Source organism: Streptomyces sp. NPDC048389 (assembly GCF_040706335.1).
Lineage (GTDB): Bacteria > Actinomycetota > Actinomycetes > Streptomycetales > Streptomycetaceae > Streptomyces.
In genome coordinates this window covers 73,419-91,390 of sequence record NZ_JBEZKP010000006.1, presented here as the reverse complement: position 1 = coordinate 91,390, position 17,972 = coordinate 73,419, and the positions used below count along the sequence as shown (strand labels likewise).

The 17,972-nt window shown below is 71.1% G+C and carries 15 protein-coding genes; 14 read left to right on the top strand and 1 reads right to left on the bottom strand.

The features are described from left to right. Positions 1 to 2 precede the first annotated feature (2 nt). The 11 genes from AB0903_RS06895 to AB0903_RS06845 all read left to right on the top strand — a co-directional run bounded on the left by AB0903_RS06895 (position 3) and on the right by AB0903_RS06845 (position 12,426). Positions 3 to 1,271 (top strand): MCE family protein, encoded by a 1,269-nt coding sequence (locus AB0903_RS06895; protein ID WP_366699725.1) that lies wholly within the window; start codon positions 3 to 5, stop codon positions 1,269 to 1,271. Beyond that, entirely contained in the window at positions 1,268 to 2,305 is a 1,038-nt protein-coding gene (locus tag AB0903_RS06890) for an MlaD family protein (protein WP_366699723.1), read from the top strand. Before AB0903_RS06895 ends, AB0903_RS06890 begins: the two co-directional genes overlap by 4 nt. 29 nt (positions 2,306 to 2,334) lie before the next feature. Then, positions 2,335 to 3,315 (top strand): MCE family protein, encoded by a 981-nt coding sequence (locus AB0903_RS06885; protein ID WP_366699902.1) that lies wholly within the window; start codon positions 2,335 to 2,337, stop codon positions 3,313 to 3,315. Next, on the top strand, positions 3,312 to 4,499 hold the full coding sequence (locus tag AB0903_RS06880; RefSeq protein ID WP_366699721.1) for an MCE family protein: 1,188 nt from the start codon (positions 3,312 to 3,314) through the stop codon (positions 4,497 to 4,499). The genes AB0903_RS06885 and AB0903_RS06880 overlap by 4 nt, the downstream gene beginning before the upstream one ends. After that, positions 4,496 to 5,791 carry an MCE family protein gene (locus AB0903_RS06875; RefSeq protein ID WP_366699719.1) on the top strand — a complete coding sequence of 432 codons (1,296 nt, stop codon included), beginning with the start codon at positions 4,496 to 4,498 and terminating at the stop codon, positions 5,789 to 5,791. The genes AB0903_RS06880 and AB0903_RS06875 overlap by 4 nt, the downstream gene beginning before the upstream one ends. Then, positions 5,788 to 7,062: an MlaD family protein gene (locus tag AB0903_RS06870; RefSeq protein WP_366699717.1), complete on the top strand. Its 1,275-nt coding sequence runs from the start codon at positions 5,788 to 5,790 to the stop codon at positions 7,060 to 7,062. Before AB0903_RS06875 ends, AB0903_RS06870 begins: the two co-directional genes overlap by 4 nt. 179 nt (positions 7,063 to 7,241) lie before the next feature. Next, positions 7,242 to 7,706: a hypothetical protein gene (locus AB0903_RS06865; protein ID WP_366699900.1), complete on the top strand. Its 465-nt coding sequence runs from the start codon at positions 7,242 to 7,244 to the stop codon at positions 7,704 to 7,706. Between the two features lie 51 nt (positions 7,707 to 7,757). Continuing rightward, on the top strand, positions 7,758 to 8,528 hold the full coding sequence (locus AB0903_RS06860; RefSeq protein ID WP_366699715.1) for a hypothetical protein: 771 nt from the start codon (positions 7,758 to 7,760) through the stop codon (positions 8,526 to 8,528). 200 nt (positions 8,529 to 8,728) lie between these two features. Further along, on the top strand, positions 8,729 to 9,568 hold the full coding sequence (locus AB0903_RS06855) for a TIM barrel protein (RefSeq protein ID WP_366699713.1): 840 nt from the start codon (positions 8,729 to 8,731) through the stop codon (positions 9,566 to 9,568). A 34-nt stretch (positions 9,569 to 9,602) separates the two neighbouring features. Next, on the top strand, positions 9,603 to 10,520 hold the full coding sequence (locus AB0903_RS06850; protein ID WP_366699711.1) for a 2-hydroxy-3-oxopropionate reductase: 918 nt from the start codon (positions 9,603 to 9,605) through the stop codon (positions 10,518 to 10,520). A gap of 439 nt (positions 10,521 to 10,959) precedes the next feature. Beyond that, positions 10,960 to 12,426: a catalase gene (locus AB0903_RS06845; RefSeq protein ID WP_366699709.1), complete on the top strand. Its 1,467-nt coding sequence runs from the start codon at positions 10,960 to 10,962 to the stop codon at positions 12,424 to 12,426. 1,184 nt (positions 12,427 to 13,610) lie between these two features. Here AB0903_RS06845 and gcl read toward each other — a convergent pair. Continuing rightward, the gene (gene gcl / locus AB0903_RS06840; RefSeq protein ID WP_366699707.1) at positions 13,611 to 15,398 is read right to left on the bottom strand and encodes a glyoxylate carboligase; all 1,788 of its coding nucleotides are present in this window, start codon (positions 15,396 to 15,398) and stop codon (positions 13,611 to 13,613) included. 240 nt (positions 15,399 to 15,638) lie between these two features. Here gcl and AB0903_RS06835 point away from each other — a divergent pair, with 240 nt between their 5' ends. The 3 genes from AB0903_RS06835 (at position 15,639) to AB0903_RS06825 (ending at position 17,865) form a co-directional block, all read left to right on the top strand. Next, complete coding sequence (locus AB0903_RS06835; RefSeq protein ID WP_366699705.1) at positions 15,639 to 16,370, top strand: hypothetical protein; 732 nt, start codon at positions 15,639 to 15,641, stop codon at positions 16,368 to 16,370. A gap of 169 nt (positions 16,371 to 16,539) precedes the next feature. Further along, a complete protein-coding gene (locus tag AB0903_RS06830) occupies positions 16,540 to 17,316 on the top strand; it encodes a TIGR04222 domain-containing membrane protein (protein WP_366699703.1) in 777 nt (258 codons plus the stop codon). Positions 17,317 to 17,358: 42 nt separating this feature from the next. Next, positions 17,359 to 17,865 carry a GNAT family N-acetyltransferase gene (locus tag AB0903_RS06825; RefSeq protein ID WP_366699701.1) on the top strand — a complete coding sequence of 169 codons (507 nt, stop codon included), beginning with the start codon at positions 17,359 to 17,361 and terminating at the stop codon, positions 17,863 to 17,865. Positions 17,866 to 17,972: the final 107 nt, after the last annotated feature.

The window sequence follows — 17,972 nt, the reverse complement described above, 5'->3', positions numbered from 1 at the left end:
CCATGGGCAAGCAAGGAAGTGCCGCGGCACACACCGGCCGGCTGCGGTTGTACGGGCTGGTGTTCCTCGTCGTCATCGGCCTGCTGCTGTCGCTGTCGGTGGCCGTGTACCAGCAGGTGTTCACCTCGGTGGTGCGCATCACGCTGGAGGCGGACACCCTGGGCAACCAGCTCGATCCGCGGGCCGACGTCAAACTGCGCGGACTGCTCGTCGGCGAGGTGCGCGAGGTGCGGGCCGACGGGGAGAAGGCGACGCTGGACATCGCGCTGAAGCCGGAGCATGTGCCGAGCATCCCGGCCGATGTGCACGCCCGGCTGCTTCCCAAGACGCTGTTCGGCGAGAAGTTCGTCGACCTGGTGGTGCCCGGCAGGTCCTCCGGCCGGCACATCCGGGCCGGGGACGTCATCACACAGGACCGCACCCGGGCCGGCATCGAGGTGCAGCATCTGATGAACGACCTGCTGCCGCTGCTGCGGACCGTGCGGCCCGCGGACCTCAACGCGACGCTCCACGCGTTCTCCACCGCCCTGGAGGGACGCGGTGACCGTATCGGCGACAACCTCGTACGGCTGGAGCACTATCTGAGCAGGCTGAATCCGCACATGCCGTCGCTCCAGGAGGACATCTCGCGGTTCGCGGACGTGGCAGAGGTGTACGGCGACGCGGCCCCGGACCTGATGCGGATCCTGCGCAACTCGATCACCACCAGCCGCACCGTGGTGGAGAAGCGGGAGCAGATCGCCGCGGCCCTGACCGGGACGGCGAAGGTCGCGGGGACGGCGGAGAAGTTCTTCGACGACAACGGGGAGCGGCTGATCACCCTGGGCCGGGTCTCCCGCCCGACCCTCGACCTCTTCGCCCGTTACTCGCCCGAGTACCCGTGTCTCCTGAAGGGCCTCGAGCGTCAGAGCAGGGAGTCGGAGAAGGCGTTCCGGGGCGGCGAGATGCGCATCACCCTCGAATTCGTCCGTCCGCGACCCGCGTACCGACCCGGTGAGGAACCGCGTTATGCCGAGCGCTCAGGCCCCGACTGCAGAGGCGTGCCCAGCCCTTCCGTGCCGGCCGGACACACCAAGCTCGACGACGGTACGAAGGACGTCGCTGCCGGCGGCCCGCCCTCGGGCGGTTCGGTCTCCGCGACGGCGGCCGAGCAACGGGCCGTCGGCTCGCTGGTCGCGCCGGTCCTCGGGGTGCCCGCCGACCGGGTGCCCGCGGTGGCGACACTGCTCTTCGGGCCCATGGCACGCGGGACGGCGGTGAGCGTGGCATGAGGGCTTCACGAGCCACCCGGGTCACCGGCCCGCTGGTCAAGTTCCTGCTGTTCGCCGTGGTGACGATCCTGGCGACGACGCTGCTCGCGGCGACGATCGTCAACATCTCCTTCACTCCCGAGCACACCTACCGCGCGGTGTTCAGCGATGTCACCAGCCTGGAGGAGGGCGACGACATCCGCGTCGCGGGAGTGCGCGTCGGTGAGGTCGAGGCCATAAGGATCAAGGACCGGACGCTGGCCGAGGTGACGTTCTCCGTCACCCGTGACCGGCCGCTGCTGACCGGCACCGGGGCGGTCATCCGCTACCGGAGCCTGGTGGGACAGCGCTACGTCGCCCTCACCGAGGGCGCGGGCGACGGGACCCGGCTGAAGCCGGGTGCGACGATCCCGCTGACCCGGACGCAGCCGGCGCTCGACCTGAACGCGCTGCTGGGCGGTTTCAAGCCGCTGTTCGCCGCGCTCAGCCCCAAGGACGTCAACCAGCTCGCCGGCAACATCATCAAGACGCTTCAGGGCGAGGGCGGCACGGTCAACAGCCTGCTGGCGCACACCGCGTCCCTGACGACGACCCTCGCCGACCGCGACGAGCTGATCGGGTCGGTGATCGACAACCTCAACACCACGCTGCAGACCCTCGACAAGCGCGGCGCCCGGTTCTCCGCGCTGCTCAAACAGTTGCAGCGGCTGATCTCCGGACTGTCCGCCGACCGCAAGCCGATCGGCTCCTCCCTGGAGAACATCGGCGCGCTGACCGAGGCGACCTCCGGTCTGCTGGAGGACGCCCGGCCGCCGCTGAAGGGCGACATCGCCGAGCTGACCGACCTGACCAAGACGCTGAACGACAACGAGAGGACCGTGGAGGGCGTGCTGAAGCGGCTGCCGAACAAGCTCGACAAGCTGACGGGGACCGCCTCTTACGGTTCCTGGTTCAACTTCTACCTCTGTGACTTCGACGGCCGGATCGTGCTGCCGAAGACCCGAGAGGTGATCACTCCGGAGCTGCACGTGGCACGGGCGAGGTGCGGCGGATGAGGCGACGTCTGTTCTCCCGCAGAAGGCCGATGACGCCGTTCCGTGAGAGGAACCCGGTGGTGATCGGCGCGGCCGGCATCACCGTGCTCGCGCTGCTGACGACCGCCGCGTTCAACGCCGACAGCCTGCCGGTGATCGGCGGCGGGGAGACCTACGGCGCGGCCTTCTCGGAGGCCGGCGGGCTCAAGCCGGGTGACGAGGTGCGGATCGCGGGGGTGAAGGTCGGCAAGGTCGACGAGGTCGATCTCGCCGGCGACCATGTGAAGGTCACCTTCAAGATCAAGGGCGAGCCGGAGTTCGGCACGAGGACCGGCGCGGCCATCCGGATCAAGACGATCCTGGGCGCGAAGTACCTGGCCCTGCAGCCGAAGGGGTCCGGACGGCTGCCGCCCGGCAGCGAGATCCCGCTGGAGCGCACCACCCCGGCGTACGACGTCGTCCAGGCGTTCGGCGATCTGACGACCACCAGCGAGAAGGTCGACACGGAGCAGTTGTCGAAGGCCCTGGACACCATCTCGACGACCTTCGAGGACTCGCCGGAGGAGGTACGCGCCTCGATCAAGGGTCTGTCGAAGATCTCGAAGACGGTGGCCTCGCGCGACGAGGACCTCCGCGAGCTGCTGAAGCACGCCGACTCGGTCACCAAGGTGCTCGCCGATCGCTCCGGTGAGTTCACCACCCTGGTCAAGGACGGCGATGCGCTGTTCAAGGAGATCTCACGACGCCGGGCGGCGATCCACGCGCTGCTCAAGAGCTCGGCCGCGCTCGGTGTCCAGCTCTCCGGTCTGGTCGCGGACAACGAAAAGGAGATCGGCCCGGCACTGGAGGGGCTGAACCAGGTGGTGCGGATGCTGGAGCGCAACCAGGCGAGCCTCGACCGGAGCGTCGCGCTGCTCGCCCCCTACGTGCGGGTCTTCACCAACACCCTCGGCAACGGCCGCTGGTTCGACAGCTACATCCAGAACATGGTCGCCGCTCCGGTGGTCCCCCGGACAGGAGGCTCGCGATGAAGGGCCGCATCCGTTTCAACGCGACCCGCTTCAGCCGCATCCGCTTCAACCCGAAGGGCCGTACGGCGCGGCTGACGGCAGCCGCCGTCGCCGCGGTGCTGCTGGTCTGCGCCGCGGTCGCGCTGTGGCCGCGCGAGGAACCGGTACGTGTCACCGTGTACTTCCCGCGCACGGTGGGCATCTACCCGGGCTCCGATGTGCGGGTGCTCGGTGTACGCGTCGGTGAGGTCACCGAGATCGTGCCGGAGGGCGGCCGGGTGCGCGTGCAGCTCGAGTACGAGCCCGGGCGCAGGATACCCGCCGACGCCGGGGCCGCCATCATCAACTCCTCGGTGGTCAGCGACCGTTACGTACAGATGCTGCCGGTGTACCGGGACGGGCCCGTGATGCGCGACGGCGCGGTGATCCCCGAGAGCCGCACGGCGGTGCCGGTCGAGTTGGACCGGGTCTTCGACAGCCTGCACACGACGGCCGAGGCGCTCGGCCCGAAGGGCGCCAACAAGGACGGCTCGCTCTCCCGCCTGCTGGGGGTGAGCGCCGAAAACCTCGACGGACAGGGCGAACAGATCCACCGGACGGTGGAGGACCTGTCCCTCGCGGTGACCACGCTGTCCGACGGCCGGGAGGACCTGTTCGGCACCGTGCGCAATCTGCAGGTGTTCACCGCGGCACTCGCCGCCGACGACAAGAGCGTGCGGTCGTTCAACGACAGTCTCGCCGCTGTCGCCGATCAACTGGCCGGGGAGCGCAAGGACCTCGCGGCGGCCCTCAAGCACCTGGGGGCGGCGCTCGGCGACGTCTCGAGGTTCGTGAAGAACAACAAGAAGGCACTGACCGACGACGTGAAGGGGCTCAGCAAGGTCACCAAGGTGCTGGTCACCCAGCGGGCGGCGCTGGCGGAGCTGCTGGAGGTCGCGCCCACCGGCCTGTCGAACCTCCAGAACGCCTACAACCCCTCCTCCGGCACCCTCGACACCCGCAACAACCCGGACCACCCCCAGGACCCGGCGGCACTGCTGTGTTCGCTGCTGAAGACCACCGGCGACGCGGGGGGCGAGACCCCGGACTGCGCGGAGCTGGAGAAGTTGTTCGACTCACTGCCGAAGGTGCCGCACGCCGGCCCGGCACCGGGCACCGGGCAGGTCGACCGGACGCTCGGCGGAATACTGGAGGCACGCGCATGAGTGCACCCCGCAGACACCGGGCCGTCGCCCTGGTCACCGCCATGGGCTCCGTACTGCTCACCGGCTGCGAGTTCAACGGCCTGTACGGCATCGACCTGCCCGGCGGCGCGGCCGCCGACGGCAACGCCTACCACGTGACGGCCGACTTCGGGGACGTCCTCGACCTGGTGCCGCAGTCGGCGGTGAAGGTCAACAACGTCACCGTGGGCGCGGTCGAGAAAGTGGAGCTGGTCGGCTGGCACGCCCGGGTGCGTCTGCGTATCGCGGACCATGTGAAGCTGCCCGGCAACGCCGTCGCCGATCTGCGGCAGACCAGCATGCTCGGTGAGAAGTACGTGGCCCTGTCCCCGCCGGCCGGCATCCAGGCCGAGGGACGGCTCACCGACGGTGCGCGTATCCCGCTGTCGCGCACCGGGCGCAACCCCGAGATCGAGGAAGTGCTCTCCGCCCTTTCCGCGCTGCTGAACGGCGGCGGTGTGGCGCAGCTCAAGACGATCACCGTGGAGCTGAACAAGGCGCTGGAGGGCCGGGAGAACCGGGTCAAGGACCTGCTCGGCGAGTTGGACACGTTCATCGGCGGGCTCGACGAGCAGCGCAAGGAGATCGTGCGGGCGCTGGCGGGCATCGACCGGCTGGCGAAGCGGCTCGCCGCGGAGAAGGAGACGATCGCGCAGGCGGTGGACACGATTCCCGGCGCGCTGAAGGTCCTTGCCGACCAGCGCCGCAACCTGACGGCGATGCTGACCTCGCTCGCGGATCTCGGGAAGACGGGAACCCGGGTGATCGATGCCTCGCACGCGGACACGGTGGCCAACCTCAAGAGCCTGCGGCCGATCCTCCAGCAGCTGAACAAGGCCGGCAACGACCTCCCCGACTCGCTGGAGCTTCTGACGACCTATCCGTTCCCCCGGAATGTGACAGGCGCCATCAAGGGCGACTACGTCAACCTCAAGATCACCGCGGATCTGGACCTCGCGAGCGTCTACGGCAACCTCGCGGAGGGACCGGCCGGGCCCGGCGGCCCGGAGGAACCCGAACTGCCGGAGGTCCCCCGCACGCCCGGCCTGCCCGCGGTGCCCGGCCTGCCGGAAGCACCTCTGCCGACCGCGCCGCCCGCAGTCCCCGGCGCACCGACGCCGGACACGCCCCCGCCCCCCGGCGGCGACGGACCGCTGTGCCCGCCGGTGTGCACGGGCAGCCAGGTCGCCTACGGAGGCGGCGACGGACGCCGGCTGCCCGGGGGAATCGATCTCGCACTGGCCGAGCTGATGCTGAAGGGGATGCAGCCGTGATCACACGTATGGTCAGGGCCCAGCTGATCGCCTTCGCCGCGGTCACCGCCGTGGGATGTTCGTACGTCGGCGCCCGCTACACCGGCCTCGTCGACGCCCTGCTGGACCGCGGCTACACGGTGCGGGCCGACTTCGCGGCGTCGGGCGGCATCTTCGAGGGCGCCGAGGTCACCTACCGGGGCGTTCCGGTGGGCCGGGTCGGTGAGTTGCGGCTCAGCGACGCGGACGGTGTCTCGGTGGCGCTGGACATCGAGGACGGGACCCGGATACCGGCGGACACGCTGGCCGTGGTGGCGAATCGTTCCGCCGTCGGCGAGCAGTACGTCGACCTCCAGCCGCGCCGCTCCGACGGCCCGTATCTGCGCGAGGGCAGCGAGATCCCGCGCGCCGACACCCGTGTCCCGCTGCCCACGACGGCGCTCGTCCTCAGCCTGGACCGGCTGGTGAACTCGGTCGGCAAGGACGATCTGCGGGTCACGGTCGACGAACTCGGCAAGGCGTTCGCGGGCACCGGGCCGCATCTGAGCAAGCTGGTGGACTCCGGAAACCTGCTGGTCGAGTCGGCCTCCGAGCACCTTCCCGAGACGATCTCCCTCATCGAGGACTCGCGGGTGGTCCTGAAGACCCAGAGCGACAAGGGGTCGGCGATCACATCGTTCTCCCGCGACCTGGCCGCGCTGACCGCGGAACTCAAGGCACGTGACGGCGATCTGAGGCGACTGATCGGCAACACCGCCCCGGCCGCCCAGGAGGTCGACTCGCTGCTGAAGTCCAACGAGACGCACCTGCCGGTACTGCTCTCCAACCTGATCAGCGGCGGCCAGGTCACCGTGGCCCGGCTGCCCGGCGTGGAGCAGGCGCTGGTGACCTTCCCGGTGATCGTCGCCGGCAGCTACACCGTGATCCCGGGCGACGGCACGACCCACTTCGGCATGGTCGTGAACGCCGACGACCCGCCGCCGTGCCGCCAGGGCTACGGCACCTCGCGGCGCGACCCGGCGGACACCTCGGAGCGGCCCGCCAACACCGGGGCGCGCTGCACCGAGCCGCGCGGCAGCAACACCTCGGTGCGCGGCGCCCAGAACGCGCCGGGCCCCTCGGGATCCGGCGGCGGCGCACGTCCGGCGGCGCACGTCACCCCGTACGACCCGGAGACCGGCACGCTCGCCGGGCCGGGCGGCACGCTCGTCGAGATCGGCTCGACGGGCGGTCAACAGAGCACGTTCGGAAAGGACTCGTGGCAATGGCTGCTCGTGGGACCGATGGCATGAGCGCGGACGAGGTACGCGAGGACGCGCCCCAAGACCCTGCACAGATGGACGACGCGCCCGAAGGCCCGGCGCCCGCCGACGACACGCCTACGGACGACGCACCCGCCGACGACACGCGCGCCGGCCGCGCACGGCGGCTCGGCGACCGGCTGGCCACCGCGGCGCGCCGGGGCGCGGCGCTGCCGGCGACGCTCGCCGTGGCGACCGTCGCGACGACGGCGCTCAGCGGCTGGCTGTGCGTCGAGGTGTACGAGCAGCGCGCGGCGGCCGACCGGCGCCAGGACGTGCTGGCCGCCGCCCGCCAGTCGGCGCTGAACTTCACCTCGCTGGACTACCGGCACTACGACCGGGACAGCAGGAACGTGCTCAAGAGTGCCACCGGCGACTTCAGGAAGCAGTTCGCCGCGCAGACCGGTGAGTTGACCAAGCTCGTCGCCGCCAACAAGTCGGTGTCGCAGGGCCAGGTGCTCGAGGCGGGCATCGTCAGGTCCGACGAGAAGTCGGCGCGGGTACTGGTCGTCGCCGACAGCAAGGTGACCAACACGGCCGCGCCCGAGGGGCAGGCCCGCACCTACCGGCTCCAGCTCGACCTGGTGCTCGAGCGGGGCCGCTGGCTGACGTCCGATGTCGAGTTCGTCGGCTGACCCGGCGGCCGCCCGAGCACACCTGTACGAGAAGCAGTGAGGAGCAAGACCGTGGCGAAGGCGACCATCCGGGGCCGTGGCTCCACCCCTCAGGGCAGCCGTTCCATGACGGCGGCCGCCCGCGCGGCGGCGAAGCGGTCAGAGCGTGTCCGGCCCGGCCCCGGCGGGGACGTACCGGACACGCCGCGCGCGCCCGCGCGCGGGCGCGTGACGGCCCCGGACGACGCGTCGCAGGCCCGCAGGGACGAGAACCAGCATGTCGGGCCCGTCGTGGTGGCCGAGGAGCCCGAGGCGGAGACGCCCTCCTCGTCGCGCGGGCGACGGCGGGGGCGGCTCTGCGCGCTGCTCGCCGTACTGGTGGTCCTCGCCGTGGCCACGGCCGGTGTGCTGGCGTGGGAGTACGCCGAGGGGCGGCGTACCGACGCTGCGCGGGCGGAGGCGGTGGACGCCGCGCGGAAGGCGGCGCCCGTGGTGCTGTCGTACGACTACCGCAGCCTGGACAAGGACTTCGCCGCGGCACGCGGGCATCTGACCGGCGCCTTCAAGGACGAGTACGGCAGGACCACCGGCAAGGTCGTGGCACCCACGGCGAAGAAGTACCACGGGGTCGTCAGGGCGAGCGTGGTGAAACCGCCGGACGGCCACGCTCCGGCGGCCTCCGTGGTGTCCGCGTCGCCGGACCGTGCCGTGGTGCTGCTGTTCGTCAACCAGGTCACCACCAGCACGCAGGTCACCGGTGAACGGGTCGACCTGAACCGGGTCCGGATGACCATGACGCGTACGCCGGGCGGCTGGAAGGTGAGCGCTGTCGACGCGCTCTGAGGAGCCACCTGGACGCGGGGGACGCCCCCGATCCCCCGCACGCCTCCCGAGCAGGGACGGAAGAAGGCCCGACCGGCCTTCCGACGACCCGCTCGGGAGGCGCTTTTTTTGGGCCGCTCTTGACAGTCGTCACCTCGTCCGGAGATTATTCCGTCAGACAGAAAGAGACTTCCGCTATACGGAAGGGGCGCACAAACCCCATGGGATACAGCGACCACCGCTACGACGTGAACCTCTCGATCCTCTTCGCGGAACTCCCGCTGCTGGAGCGCCCCGCGGCCGCCGCCGCGGCCGGCTTCACCGCGGTCGAGCTGTGGTGGCCGTGGATCGAGACCCCCACCCCGCCGCAGGCAGAGCTCGACGCGCTGAAGAAGGCGCTCGACGACGCCGGCACCCGGCTGGTGGGCCTGAACTTCTACGCCGGGCAGCTGCCCGGACCCGACCGCGGCGCGCTCTCCGTGCCGGGCGACGAGTCCGACCGCTTCCGCGCCAACATCGAGGTCGCGGCCGACTTCGCCGCGTCGGTCGGCTGCAAGGCGCTCAACGCCCTGTACGGCAACCGTGTCGAGGGCGCCGACCCGCAGGTCCAGGACGCCCTCGCCCTGGAGAACCTGGTGCTCGCGGCCCGCGCCGCCGACCGCGTCGGCGCCATCCTGCTGGTCGAGGCCCTGAACAAGCCGGAGTCGCCGCTGTACCCGCTGGTCAGCGCCCCGGCGGCGATCGAGGTCGTCGACAAGGTCAACGCCGCGACCGGCCTCGGCAACGCGAAGTTCCTGCTGGACGTCTACCACCTGTCGATGAACGGCGAGGACGTCTCGCAGGTCATCGCGGCGTACGCCGACAGGACCGGCCACGTCCAGATCGCCGACAACCCGGGCCGTGGCGCGCCGGGCACCGGCTCCCTCCCGCTGGAGCAACTCCTCGACGAGCTGAAGAAGACCGGCTACGAGGGGTGGGTCGGCCTCGAGTACAAGGCCGGCGACCGCCCGAGCGCCGAGTCCTTCGGCTGGCTGCCGGCCGGGGCGCGCGCCGCCCGCTGACGTCCCTTACACGCTTTTCAGAGAGGTACCCCCGATGAGCACCCTCACAGATTCCTCCCGCCCCAACCGCCCGGCGATTGCATGGATCGGCCTCGGCATCATGGGCTCCCCCATGTCCGAGAACCTGCTGAAGGCGGGCTACTCCGTCACCGGCTTCACCCTCGAGCAGGACAAGCTGGACCGCCTCTCGGCGGCCGGCGGCACCGCGGCCGGCTCGATCGCCGAGGCCGTCAAGGACGCCGACGTGGTCATCACGATGGTCCCGGCCTCCCCGCAGGTCGAGGCCATCGCCTACGGCCCCGACGGCATCCTGGCGAACGCCAGGCAGGGCGCGCTGCTGATCGACATGTCCTCGATCACCCCGCAGACCTCCGTCGACCTGGCCAAGAACGCGGCCGAGAAGGGCATCCGCGTCCTCGACGCCCCGGTCTCCGGCGGCGAGGCGGGTGCGATCGAGGCCGTGCTGTCCATCATGGTCGGCGGCGAGCAGGCCGACTTCGACACCGCCAAGCCGATCCTCGATGCCCTCGGCAAGACCATCGTGCTCTGCGGCCCGCACGGCTCCGGCCAGACGGTGAAGGCCGCCAACCAGCTGATCGTCGCCGTCAACATCCAGGCGTGCGCGGAGGCCGTGGTCTTCCTGGAGAAGTCCGGGGTGAACCTGCAGGCCGCGCTCGACGTCCTGAACGGCGGCCTGGCCGGCTCGACCGTGCTGACCCGCAAGAAGGACAACTTCCTGAACCGGGACTTCAAGCCCGGCTTCCGGATCGACCTCCACCACAAGGACATGGGCATCGTCACCGACGCCGCCCGCAACGTCGGTGCCGCGCTCCCCGTCGGCGCGGTCGTCGCCCAGCTGGTCGCCTCCCTGCGCGCCCAGGGCGACGGCGGCCTGGACCACTCGGCCCTGCTGCGCGCCGTCGAGCGCCTCTCGGGCAACCAGCCCGCCTGACCTCCGGCCACCCCGGGGCGGGCGGCGGAACCCGCCGCCCGCTCACCCCGGCCCCGCACGTGCGGCCCACGGCAAAGACCCCTCCCCGGCCACACCACGGCCCGCGAAGCGGCCTCTCGCCGTGCTGCTCAGCCTCGTACGGCTCCAGCCGGCCAACCCCGGGCGGCGGCCCGCCCCGTGCTCAGCCACGTCCGGAGAGCGATCACCGGGCCCCGCCCGGGCTACCTGCGGCCCGGGCCGCGGGAGGCCCTTTCCCAGGCCGAGTACGGCCCCACATACCCCGGTCGGCGTCGGCGCTGACACCTGTCCTGTCGCGCCCAGGCGCCGGCGCCGGCCGGAACACTCTCCTCCATTTTCAACAAACTGTTGACGTTTCGTTCGGCTCGTATCTACGCTCCTCGAACCGTCACCCAGTGCAGCTCCCGTACGGAAGGTCACGATGTCGAAGCGCGTGCTTACGACCGAGTCCGGCGCCCCCGTCGCCGACAACCAGAACTCCGCCACCGCCGGCGTCGGTGGCCCCATCCTCCTCCAGGACCAGCACCTGCTGGAGAAGCTCGCGCGCTTCAACCGTGAGCGCATCCCGGAGCGCGTGGTGCACGCCCGCGGCTCGGGCGCGTACGGGTACTTCGAGGTGACCGACGACGTCACCGGCTTCACGAAGGCCGCCTTCCTCTCCGAGGTCGGCAAGCGCACCGAGACCTTCATCCGCTTCTCCACCGTCGCCGACTCGCTCGGTGGCGCGGACGCGGTGCGCGACCCGCGCGGCTTCGCTCTGAAGTTCTACACCGAGGAGGGCAACTACGACCTCGTCGGCAACAACACCCCGGTGTTCTTCATCAAGGACCCGATCAAGTTCCCCGACTTCATCCACTCCCAGAAGCGCGACCCGTTCACGGGCAAGCAGGAGCCGGACAACGTCTGGGACTTCTGGGCGCACTCCCCCGAGGCGACGCACCAGATCACCTGGCTGATGGGCGACCGCGGCATCCCCGCCTCGTACCGCCACATGAACGGCTACGGCTCGCACACCTACCAGTGGACCAACGAGGCGGGCGAAGCCTTCTTCGTGAAGTACCACTTCAAGACCAACCAGGGCGTGCGCTCGCTCTCGTCCGAGCAGGCCGCGGAACTCGTCGGTCAGGACGCCAACTCCCACCAGACGGACCTGCTCCAGGCCATCGAGCGGGGCGTGAACCCGTCCTGGACCCTGTACGTGCAGATCATGCCGGCGGCGGAGGCGGCCGACTACCGCTTCAACCCGTTCGATCTGACCAAGGTGTGGCCGCACGCCGACTACCCGCTCCAGCGGGTGGGACGCCTGGTCCTCGACCGCAACCCGGACAACGTCTTCGCCGAGGTCGAGCAGGCCGCGTTCTCGCCGAACAACTTCGTTCCCGGCATCGGCCCTTCGCCGGACAAGATGCTCCAGGGCCGGCTGTTCGCCTACGCCGACGCCCACCGCTACCGCCTCGGCGTCAACCACACGCAGCTGCCGGTGAACGCGCCGAAGGCTGTTCACGGGGGGACCGCCGACAACTACGGCCGGGACGGCGTGATGGCCACCCGCCACGGCTCGCGCCACGACAAGAACTACGAGCCCAACTCCTACGCGGGTCCCGCCCAGACGGACGCCGCGCTGTCGGCTCCGCTGGCGGTCAGCGGCTGGACCGGCACCCACGCCGCTCCGGCACACGTCAAGGACGACGACTTCTTCCAGGCAGGCGAGCTCTACCGGCTGATGTCGCAGGAGGAGAAGGCCCGCCTGGTCGCCAACATCGCCGGCGGCCTCTCCCAGGTCACCCGCGACGACGTGATCGAGAAGAACCTGGCCCACTTCCACGCCGCCGACGCCGACTACGGCAAGCGCGTGGAGGAGGCGGTCCGCGCACTGCGCGAGGACTGACGGCGAGACTGCGCCCCGGGGCTGACGGGAGGTCACCTGGGGGCGTGAGCCCGCGACGCGGACCCGGATGAGGGGTGGTCCGCCGGCGGGCTGAAGCGAGGACCGCGGTGGTCGTGCGATGCCAGTGCGGTGGTGAAGACCTGACGGGACGTGTTCTGACCTGAAGAGCCCGCCCCGTCAGGCCAATCGCCCCACCGCGGTCCCAGCTCCACCCCCAGTACCTCTCCCTCCTCCCCCGGAGCCCTTGGCCCCGCCCGGCCCTCGCGGCTTCGGCCCCGGCTGTGCCGGACTCCGTCCGGCGACGCCACCAGGACCCCGCCCGGCGGCGCGAACGTCCTGTCGCGCCAGCCTCGCACCGTCGGGCGGCATCAACTGCACAGACAGAGCGCGTGATCCGGTACGGTCCCGGGCCACGCGTTCGACGATCAGGGTCCGGCCTTCGCACAGAAGCCGGGCCCTGACGCGCGTTCCCGTTCAGCGCGCCTTTCCCGCCGGAGGCCGGGGTGGCGACCGCGCTGCCGCGCACAGGGCCTCACGGGTGCGGCCGGTGCGGGCCTTCCGCAGGCAGAGGACGACCTGGTACCGATCCGTATTGCCGAGGCCCGCGCCCCCTGGCGCGGGGGTTCATGGGGAGGGCGGCCGCCACGGTCCGCCGGCACCTCCGCGTCGCCGCTGCGAGGCGTACGCGGCCTCCCGGCGGGCCTTCCGGCGGACTCCGGCCGGACTCAAGTCGGAATCCGTCAGCCTTCCGCCGACCTTCCGCCGGGCCGCGGCGACCTCCGCGAGCCCCGGCTCGCGCGTCGGGCCGGCGGCTGAACGCCGCGCGAGCCCATCGGCGTTCACCTGCGACCAGGTGCTCCGCGGCCGGCGCGGGGTGCTTGTGCAGGTGTACGGACGTCGTCGCGCGTGCCGCAGACCGGTGATCCAGTCGAGCGCCGAGGCGGAGCCCGCGTCGTCGACGGCGCCCGCGCTCGGCGCGAGCACAGGGCGAGCAGCGGCAGTACGGCCGGGCCCCGCATCCGCCCCACACCGGCCCGAGGCACGCGGCAGGGCCCGGTCCAGCGCCTCGAAGAACCTCACCTTCAAGCCCTCAAAATCCACGATCCCCGCAACTCCCTGAAGATCAGGGTGTTGCGGGGATCGCTAGAACCCGCCCGGACCGGGCCCTGTGGATGTGGCGGAGGTCAGACCTTCAGCGGCTTGACCGCGGTCGGGGCGTGGCCCGGTTCCGTGGCGATCTCCTCGAACTCGGAGATGTCGCTGATGTCCATGGTCTTGCTCATCGAGATGTTGGTGACCCGCTCCAGGATCGCCTCGACGACGACCGGGACGCGGTACTCGGCGGCGAGCTTCTTGGCCTCCTCGAAGGCGGGCAGCAGCTGGTCGGGCTCGGTGACGCGGATGGCCTTGCAGCCGAGGCCCTCGGCGACCTTGACGTGGTCGACGCCGTAGACGCCCAGCTCCGGAGAGTTCTGGTTCTCGAACTCCAGGTTGACCTGGAAGTTGATGTCCAGGTTGATCTGCGCCTGACGAATCAGGCCCAGGTAGGCGTTGTTCACGAGGACGTGGACGTACGGGATGCGGTGCTGCGCACCGACCGCCAGCTCCTCGATCATGAACTGGAAGTCGTAGTCGCCGGAGAGCGCGACGACCTGGGCCTGAGGGTCGGCGGTGGCGACGCCCAGTGCGGCCGGGATGGTCCAGCCGAGGGGGCCGGCCTGGCCGCAGTTGATCCAGTGGCGCGGCTTGTAGACGTGCAGCATCTGCGCGCCCGCGATCTGGGAGAGGCCGATGGTGGTGACGTAGCGCGTCTCCGGGCCGAAGGCCCTGTTCATCTCCTCGTACACGCGCTGCGGCTTCATCGGCACGTTGTCGAAGTGCGTACGGCGCTGCAGGGTGGCCTTGCGCTCCTGTGTGGAGGCGACCCACTCGGATCGGTCCGGCAGCCTGCCGGCGGCCTTGAGCTCCTTCGCCACCTCGAGGAAGAGCTCCAGCGCGGCCTTGGCGTCGGACGCGATGCCGTAGTGCGGGGCGAAGATCTTGCCGATCTGGGTGGGCTCGATGTCCACGTGGACGAATGTGCGGCCCTTGGTGTAGACGTCCAGCTTGTAGCCGGTGTGGCGGTTGGCCCAGCGGTTGCCGATACCGAGGACGAAGTCCGACTCCAGGAAGTTGGCGTTGCCGTAGCGGTGCGAGGTCTGGACTCCGACCATGCCCGCGTTCAGCTCGTGATCGTCCGGCAGGGTGCCCCAGCCCATCAGGGTCGGGATGACCGGCGTGTCGGTCAGCTCGGCGAACTCGACGAGCAGGTCGGACGCGTCGGCGCTGATGATGCCGCCGCCGGCGACGATCACCGGGCGCTCCGACTCCAGCAGGAAGCCGATCGCCTTCTCGATCTGGGCGCGGGTCGCGGCCGGCTTGTAGACAGGCAGCGGCTCGTACGTCTCCGGGTCGAAGTCGATCTCGGTCAGCTGGACATCGATCGGCAGGTCGATCAGGACCGGTCCGGGACGGCCCGAGCGCATGAGGTGGAATGCCTGCTGGAAGACGCCGGGGACCTGCGCGGCCTCGAGGACGGTGGTCGCGGCCTTGGTGACGGGCCCCGCGATGGAGGCGATGTCGACCGCCTGGAAGTCCTCCTTGTGCAGCACGGAGGTCGGCGCCTGGCCGGTGATGCACAGAATCGGGATCGAGTCGCCGATCGCCGAGTACAGGCCGGTGATCATGTCCGTACCCGCCGGGCCTGACGTGCCGATGCAGACACCGATGTTGCCGGGGTTGGTGCGGGTGTAGCCCTCGGCCATGTGGGACGCGCCCTCGACATGGCGGGCGAGCGTGTGGTCGATGCCGCCGCCGGTCTGGAGGGCCTTGTAGAACGGGTTGATCGCTGCGCCCGGCACACCGAACGCGTGGGTGACGCCTTCACGCTTGAGGATCTCAACTGCCGCACGGGCGGCGGTCATTCGAGGCATGGGGTGCTCCTGCTTCGGCCTGTCGGATCTGGTCGGAACGTCGGAACGGGCTCTGTCGCGCCACCTGAGAGCATCTATTCCGTATTGTGGAAGTTCAGTTTTGCTATACGGAAGCAATGTAGGACGCGGCCGGAGGCACGTCAAGAGACGTCCACAACGACGGACTGGCCGAAGTACCTCGCAAACTCGGCGCACGTGATGGACGATGGAGACGGCCGACACGGACAGAGGGGGGCCGCGATGACCGAGAGCATGCCGGTGCGCTGCCCGCTCTGCCGCCGCGACCATCTCTACGCGCCGCCCGTCTACCCGTGCGCGTGCGGCGCCCCGATCGCGCCACCCCTGCTACGCGCCGCCCGGCCGGAGCCGATCTCCCACCGGACCTGGACGGACGACTGGGTCACCGTCCGCTGCCCCGCATGCGAACGGCATGGCCAGTGGCCCCAGCCCGAGCTGGGCTGCCCCTGCGGCACGGTGCTGCGCATCCCGGTCCGGCCGGTCAGCTCACCGGCCCCCCCGGCCTCCGGCGAGACCCGGCCGGCGGTCCGGCCCCCCTCGCACCGGCCGCTGCCGCGCACCGCCGTCGCCTCCCGGCCCACCTTCCGGCCGGTGACGATCCGCACCGCCCGGGACGCGGTCACCGCGGCCGCGCTCTACCTGAGGTGGCTCGGCTTCCGCGAGGTGCTCCAGCCGGAGGTGCGACCGGTGTCCGGCATCGACCTGAGGGGCCCGAAGGTGGTCGCCCAGGTCGACCCCACCACCAGACCGTCGACGCTGCGCGCCGTCGAGTGCCTGTGGCTGAACGGCCTGTCCTCCTCGGCCGTGAGCGTCTTCTTCTCCCTCGCGGGCTACGCGGACGACGCCCGCGCCCGCGCGGACCAGCTCGGCGTCCCGCTCTTCGTCATGGACCTCACGGGCAGCCCTCAGCCGGTCAACGCCGCCGCGGACGACCTGATCGCGACCGGCGCGTAACCGTCACCCGCTCACCCCGGCCCGCCCTCGCCTCGCCCGGCCCTCGCCCCCGCGAAGAGCCCCGTACCTCAAAAGATGCTCAGAAGCCGTCGCCCCAGGCTTCGGACCACGGTACGGACGGGAACAATCCCGGCACAGCCGTACGAACGGCTCGGGAGAGGTGGGCGCGATGCCCCTCGGCATGTGGTGGTTCATCGGCATCTGCGCGGTCTGGCTCGTCGCCGCCGCGCTGCTGCTGCGGTCCCGGGAGCCGGCTCCGGGCGACACCCCGGACGCACAGACCGTCGCCCTGCTGCGCGGTGGCCCCGAGGCCGCCGTGACGGTCGCCCTCGTCGCCCTTCAGCAGCACGGCGTCGTCACCGACGGGCGGCCGGGGACCGTACGGACCAACGGCTGGGCCACCGCGATCCGTGAGCCGCTCCAGCTCGCCGTCCACACCACGCTGCGCCGCCCCGCCGCCCCGCGGACGCTGACCACCGTGCCACGGGTCCGCAGGGCGCTGGCCGCGCTGCACGACCGCTGCGCGAGGTCGGGCCTGCTGCGCACGCCCTTCCGCTGGCGCACCGCGCGCACACTGCTGTACGCCGTGCCGGTGACGATCGCGGTGGGGTACGTGGCGGCCCCGGTGACCGCGGCGCAGGTCGCGGCCTCCGCTGTCCCGGTCGCCGCCGCGGCGGTTCTGTGGTTCGTACCGCGGCGGACACGGGCAGGCCGGCGCCTGCTCGCCACGCTGTACGAGACCCACCCACTGGAAGACCACCGGACCGTCGGCCCGCGCGTCGTGATGTCCGTGGCCCTGCACGGTGACCGGGCCCTGGCCCTGCATCTCCCCCACTTCGCCCGGGGCAGCGGCCTGCTTCGGGCCGGCCGCAAGGACCGCGGCTTCCCGATCGATGAACGCGCCTCCGGCGGCGGCTTCGGCACCTTCGGCGGTGCGGACACCTGAACCGGCCGCCGGGGCGGAGCCCGGTACGGCCATACTCGGACCATGCGGATCAGACCGGCCGAGGAAGCCGAACTCCCCCTGCTCCAGGACATCGAACGGGCGGCCGGAGAACCGTTCCGGGCCCTGGGCATGGCGGCGATCGCGGACGACGAGCCGCCGTCCCTCGCGGAGCTGGACCGCCACCGCCGCGACGGCCACGCATGGGTCGCGACCGACGATGCGGCCCGGATCGCCGCCTACCTGATCTGCGACGCCGTCGACGGCGCGGCCCACGTCGAACAGGTCTCGGTCCACCCGTGCGCCGCCCGTCGGGGCGTGGGCCGCGCACTGATCGGCCATCTCGCGCAGCGTGCTCCGGCGGAGGGTCTGACGGCTCTGACGCTGACCACGTTCAGCGAGGTGCCGTGGAACGCCCCCTACTACGCCCGGCTGGGCTTCCATGTCCTCGCGGAGAGCGAACTGACCCCCGGACTCCGCGGGATCCGGCGTGCGGAGGCGCGCCACGGCCTCGACCGATGGCCGCGGGTGTGCATGCGGCGCGAGCTCTGACCGGGCGGGCCGGGCCCGGCGCTTCGGAGCCCGCCCGCCAGCGTGTCCCGTACCGCCCCCGCAGCTCCACCGTGCGGACCTTGCCGCCGTCCTCTCCGGTTGGTCCC

Bases quoted from the DNA above. Each gene is read 5' to 3' on its own strand.
- AB0903_RS06895 (WP_366699725.1), top strand. From the start codon at position 3: ATGGGCAAGCAAGGAAGTGCCGCGGCACACACCGGCCGGCTGCGGTTG.
- AB0903_RS06890 (WP_366699723.1), top strand. From the start codon at position 1,268: ATGAGGGCTTCACGAGCCACCCGGGTCACCGGCCCGCTGGTCAAGTTC.
- AB0903_RS06885 (WP_366699902.1), top strand. From the start codon at position 2,335: ATGACGCCGTTCCGTGAGAGGAACCCGGTGGTGATCGGCGCGGCCGGC.
- AB0903_RS06880 (WP_366699721.1), top strand. From the start codon at position 3,312: ATGAAGGGCCGCATCCGTTTCAACGCGACCCGCTTCAGCCGCATCCGC.
- AB0903_RS06875 (WP_366699719.1), top strand. From the start codon at position 4,496: ATGAGTGCACCCCGCAGACACCGGGCCGTCGCCCTGGTCACCGCCATG.
- AB0903_RS06855 (WP_366699713.1), top strand. From the start codon at position 8,729: ATGGGATACAGCGACCACCGCTACGACGTGAACCTCTCGATCCTCTTC.
- AB0903_RS06850 (WP_366699711.1), top strand. From the start codon at position 9,603: ATGAGCACCCTCACAGATTCCTCCCGCCCCAACCGCCCGGCGATTGCA.
- AB0903_RS06845 (WP_366699709.1), top strand. From the start codon at position 10,960: ATGTCGAAGCGCGTGCTTACGACCGAGTCCGGCGCCCCCGTCGCCGAC.
- gcl (WP_366699707.1), bottom strand. From the start codon at position 15,398: ATGCCTCGAATGACCGCCGCCCGTGCGGCAGTTGAGATCCTCAAGCGT.
- AB0903_RS06835 (WP_366699705.1), top strand. From the start codon at position 15,639: ATGACCGAGAGCATGCCGGTGCGCTGCCCGCTCTGCCGCCGCGACCAT.
- AB0903_RS06830 (WP_366699703.1), top strand. From the start codon at position 16,540: ATGCCCCTCGGCATGTGGTGGTTCATCGGCATCTGCGCGGTCTGGCTC.
- AB0903_RS06825 (WP_366699701.1), top strand. From the start codon at position 17,359: ATGCGGATCAGACCGGCCGAGGAAGCCGAACTCCCCCTGCTCCAGGAC.